The 3993-nt window shown below is 57.8% G+C and carries 5 protein-coding genes; 2 read left to right on the top strand and 3 right to left on the bottom strand.

The features are described from left to right. Positions 1 to 270 precede the first annotated feature (270 nt). From AD928_RS00635 to AD928_RS00645, 3 genes are all read right to left on the bottom strand, one after another. Positions 271 to 1491 (bottom strand): nitrate/nitrite transporter, encoded by a 1221-nt coding sequence (locus tag AD928_RS00635; protein WP_062247445.1) that lies wholly within the window; start codon positions 1489 to 1491, stop codon positions 271 to 273. Between the two features lie 293 nt (positions 1492 to 1784). After that, positions 1785 to 2501 (bottom strand): Crp/Fnr family transcriptional regulator, encoded by a 717-nt coding sequence (locus tag AD928_RS00640; RefSeq protein ID WP_233419872.1) that lies wholly within the window; start codon positions 2499 to 2501, stop codon positions 1785 to 1787. A 53-nt stretch (positions 2502 to 2554) separates the two neighbouring features. Next, entirely contained in the window at positions 2555 to 3031 is a 477-nt protein-coding gene (locus tag AD928_RS00645; protein WP_062247448.1) for a hypothetical protein, read from the bottom strand. Between the two features lie 150 nt (positions 3032 to 3181). Here AD928_RS00645 and AD928_RS00650 point away from each other — a divergent pair, with 150 nt between their 5' ends. After that, a complete protein-coding gene (locus AD928_RS00650) occupies positions 3182 to 3583 on the top strand; it encodes a group III truncated hemoglobin (protein WP_061490069.1) in 402 nt (133 codons plus the stop codon). Between the two features lie 27 nt (positions 3584 to 3610). Then, positions 3611 to 3910, top strand: a complete 300-nt coding sequence (locus tag AD928_RS00655; RefSeq protein WP_012813195.1) for a TehB family protein — start codon at positions 3611 to 3613, stop codon at positions 3908 to 3910. Positions 3911 to 3993: the final 83 nt, after the last annotated feature.

Here is a 3993-nt window from a genome sequence, read left to right on the forward strand (position 1 = left end):
AAGTCACTCTTTTTATGGGGGGATTATCCCGCCGCTTTTGCGGGTTTGGGCGTGTTGTTTTTCTCCACCGCCACAATGGTCTGGCGTGCAGTCGGGGCTGTATCCTGCGCGGGAGCACTGGCAGCCTGCGCCAAGGCGGGGTGTATCCCCACAGTGCCCAGCAGCACAGCCGCATGAACCGAGATTGGCCAGGTCTGAAAAAGGGCGCACCTGGGGCGCACGCGATTCTTGTTCAAGGTCACGTGTCATAATCCGTGGCTGTAAGGAAGATCAGGAAATTGCGGAAAGGCCGGTCGTGTCAGCCCCATGTGCATCGGCTGGTTTGTTCCAGCTTCTGCGGCAGATGGAGACGCAGACAAGAGCCACCAGAGCGATACCGGCAAAAGCCAGAAACCCCAGACTATAAGACCCCGTTGCCTGCCCTGCGGCTCCCAGAGAGGAGGCCAGATAAAACCCGCCAACCCCACCGCTCATGCCGACCAGCCCGGTCAATATGCCCACCTGCTGTGCAAAACGTGTGGGAACAAGCTGGAAAACGGCACCATTCCCCAGACCCAGCACCAGCATGCCCGCAAAAAAAGCGGGGAACGCGAGCCAGATCGTAGGCAGCCCCAAACCGATCAGGCCAAAAATAACGGTTGCGGCCCCATAGAGTATGCACAGCGCACGCTCGCCCCCAATACGGTCTGCCAGTGCGCCACCCAGCGGGCGGATAAAGGAACCAGCAAACACCACCAGCGCGGTGCAGCTCCCTGCCACTGCGGGGGAAAGACCATACTGGTCATTAAAATAGATGGTCAGGAAGGAGGCCAGCCCAACAAAGCCGCCAAATGTTACGCCGTAAAAGAACATCAGGGCCCAGCAATCGGCTTTTTTCAAAACCGGGAGCCACGCCACAAGGCCGGCACTCGGGCGGCGGGGTGGTTCTTTGGCAAGATAGATAAAGACACACAGCACAAGAACAAGCGGCAGCGTGGCCAGCCCGAACACGTTGGTCCAGCCATAAAGGGCCGCAAGCCCGGGCGCGAACAGGGAGGCAAGCGCCGTGCCGGAATTACCAGCCCCGGCAATACCCAGTGCCGTGCCCTGATACTGCGGAGGATACCAGCCAGATGCCAAAGGCAGAGCAACAGCAAAGGAAGCCCCGGCCACACCCAGAACAAAAGCTACGGGAAACAGACCGGCATAACTATGTGGTGCCAGCACCCACGTTGCGGCAAGCCCTGCAATAACAAAGGACTGCATGCCTATGGCAACACGGCGCGGGCCATAATGGTCAACCAGTGCGCCAGCAACAACCCGCAGCAAAGCACCTGCAAGCACAGGCATGGCCACCAGAAGCCCCTTCTGGCCGGAGTTCAGGTGCAGGTCATGTGATATGGCTATGCCAAGCGGCCCAAGCAGCACCCAGACCATGAAAGACACATCAAAATAAAGAAAAGCAGCAAGCAGAGTGCGGAGATGACCAGCTTTGAGGAAACCTCTTTCCATAACACTAATACCTAGTGCCGGACTAAACGTCAGGCACGCCCACCATGGGCAAGAAGGCCATCATTGGCCCCCAATGTAGATATCATCATGACCTTATGGATCGAATGCCAGCGTTGACATTTACCAGATCTGACCCAAGGATGACGGCATATCATTCCGATGTCAAAATGTTTCTGTGCGCAGGCGACATCCTGGCAGGATGCTGTTTGTTTTTTGCCACACAGGCCGCGCAAGGTGCCAAGCCATGCAGCAGCAAGACACTCTGCGAAGAGTGCAGTCCATTCAAAATGTTTTTAAAGAAGTCCGCCCTGAGCAATTCTGCGCAGCTTATTGGCATCACGCACAACCAGCATCTGGCGGGAGCGGGCCAAAAGCCCCACCTTCTCCCACGCGGCCAGCAGGCGGCTGGCGGGATAGAGCGTTGTGCCCGCCAGTTCCGCCACATCCCTGCGGCGCAGGGGAATACAAATCTCACAAGCCCCGGCCTGCACGGCGCCACTCTGCTCAACCAGCATAAGCAGGGCATGGGCAATGCGCTGCTCTGCGCTCTGGGTTGCCATTTCACGCAGGCGGTTTTGAACATTGGCAAGCCGCTGCCCGACCATGCCGATAATGTTGATCGCAATTTGCGGGGAGTTCATGGTCAGCGCCATAAAGTCCGCTTTTGACCAGCTTGCAATATGCGAGGGCATCGCTGTTTCAGCATCCGCCGGGTAATACCCTTCGGTAAACAGTGCGACGGTGCCAAACATCTCCCCCGGTGCAATCATGCGCATGAGTGCCTGCGCGCCATCGCTCCCGATCTGGCGGATACGCACCGCCCCCACAAGCACCGCATAAGCCCGTTGCGCCACCGCTCCCTGCGTGAACACACCAGCCCCACCGGGCAGAACATCAATCCGCGCCAAAGACGCAACATGCGCTGCCACTTCGGGCGGCAACCCCTTTACCAGACCCAGTGCGCATATGGCCCTGACCGTATTCTGCGAAGGCGTTTTTTGCTCAGACATGCCATGACCCATACACCCCTTATGCCGCGCAGGGTATTGTGCCACGCATACGATCAGACCGGCGACCAGCCATGGCTACCCGCCACCGCACCAAAAACGGTTACCAGCCCCAGAACCAGCAGAACAATATGCGCGCGATGCAAGGCGGCAAAAGCGGCATCCAGGTCACGCTTTGCCCAGACATTAAAGCGCCGGTGGAGAACAAGAGGCTCCGCAATAAACAGAACAATGGCAAACACCAGCCACAACCCCACCATGGCGTGCATCCACCAGAAACCGGGTTCAGCAAAACGGGCCCAGAGGTCCATTTTCATGACCATAACAAGCCCGCTCAGCCCGACCAGAACCACAGCACCGCGCACCTGCCACACAAAACGGCGCTCAAAAGCCTGAAAAGCCGCAAGCCTGTCCGCCCCGAACACACCACAGCGCAGGGCAGGCAAAGCCGCTGTTGTCGCCATGGAGACCCCGCCAATCCAGATCACGACCCCGATCACGTGCAGTGCCCGAGCAATTGCCAGTTCGTTCATCCATCCCTCCTTGGGAAGATTGCCATATTTGCCTGTCTCACCATATTTCTACTGCGTTGGGGGCGTGCCGGGTTTGCGCTGGCGCAACCTTTCTGCCAGTCGCATCAGATAGACTGTACTCAACATCAGGCTGTTAAGGAGGCTCATATTATGAGCAGGCTGCCACTAAACGAGGACGGGCTGGCAACACTTGTAGACGCCTTTTACACACGTGTGCGCGCGGACCCCAAGCTTGGCCCCATTTTTGAAGATGCCGTGACCAACTGGCCTGAGCACCTGCAAACGCTCACGGCTTTCTGGTCTTCCGTCATGCTGGGTACCGGGCGTTACAAAGGCCAGCCAGTGCCCGTGCATATGCAGCACCGTGACCGGATTACGCCAGAACTGTTTGATCGGTGGCTGGCACTATGGGGTGAGACCACCTCCACACACATGCCAGCAGATGTAGCCGCTGTTCTACAGGACAAGGCAGCCAACATTGCCAGAAGCTTGCAGCTTGCACTCTCTTTTTACGCCAAACGGGCCATGCCCCAGCGCAACACAGCACCTTGAGGCGCTGTTCCCCGAAAAGTGATACCTATGACCGAAGCCCTGCCCTATCGCTCCACGCCCGTATTCGATCAGGACACGCTACCTGCTGCTTTGCGCACGCGCCATAATACCAAGGCGGGTGTGTGGGGCGTGATCCGTGTGCTTGAGGGGGAGTTGAAGCTCACTTATCTGGCCCCTCCATCTGAACTTCTGCTGACACCCGCCACCCCCGGCCTGATCGAACCGCAGCAGCCTCATTTTGTAACACCCATGGGCAAGGTGGCGATGAGGGTGGATTTTTACGATCAGCCCCCTCCCCCTTCCGCGTTCTCTGCCCCCCAGTCCTGAACAGGTGGAGGGATCGAAGAACCCTTGATTGATGTGCTTGGCCGGTAATTTCTGGGTTTTGGCGATTTGATTGACGGTTTTTG

The organism is Acetobacter cerevisiae, from assembly GCF_001580535.1.
Classification (GTDB): Bacteria; Pseudomonadota; Alphaproteobacteria; order Acetobacterales; family Acetobacteraceae; genus Acetobacter; species Acetobacter cerevisiae.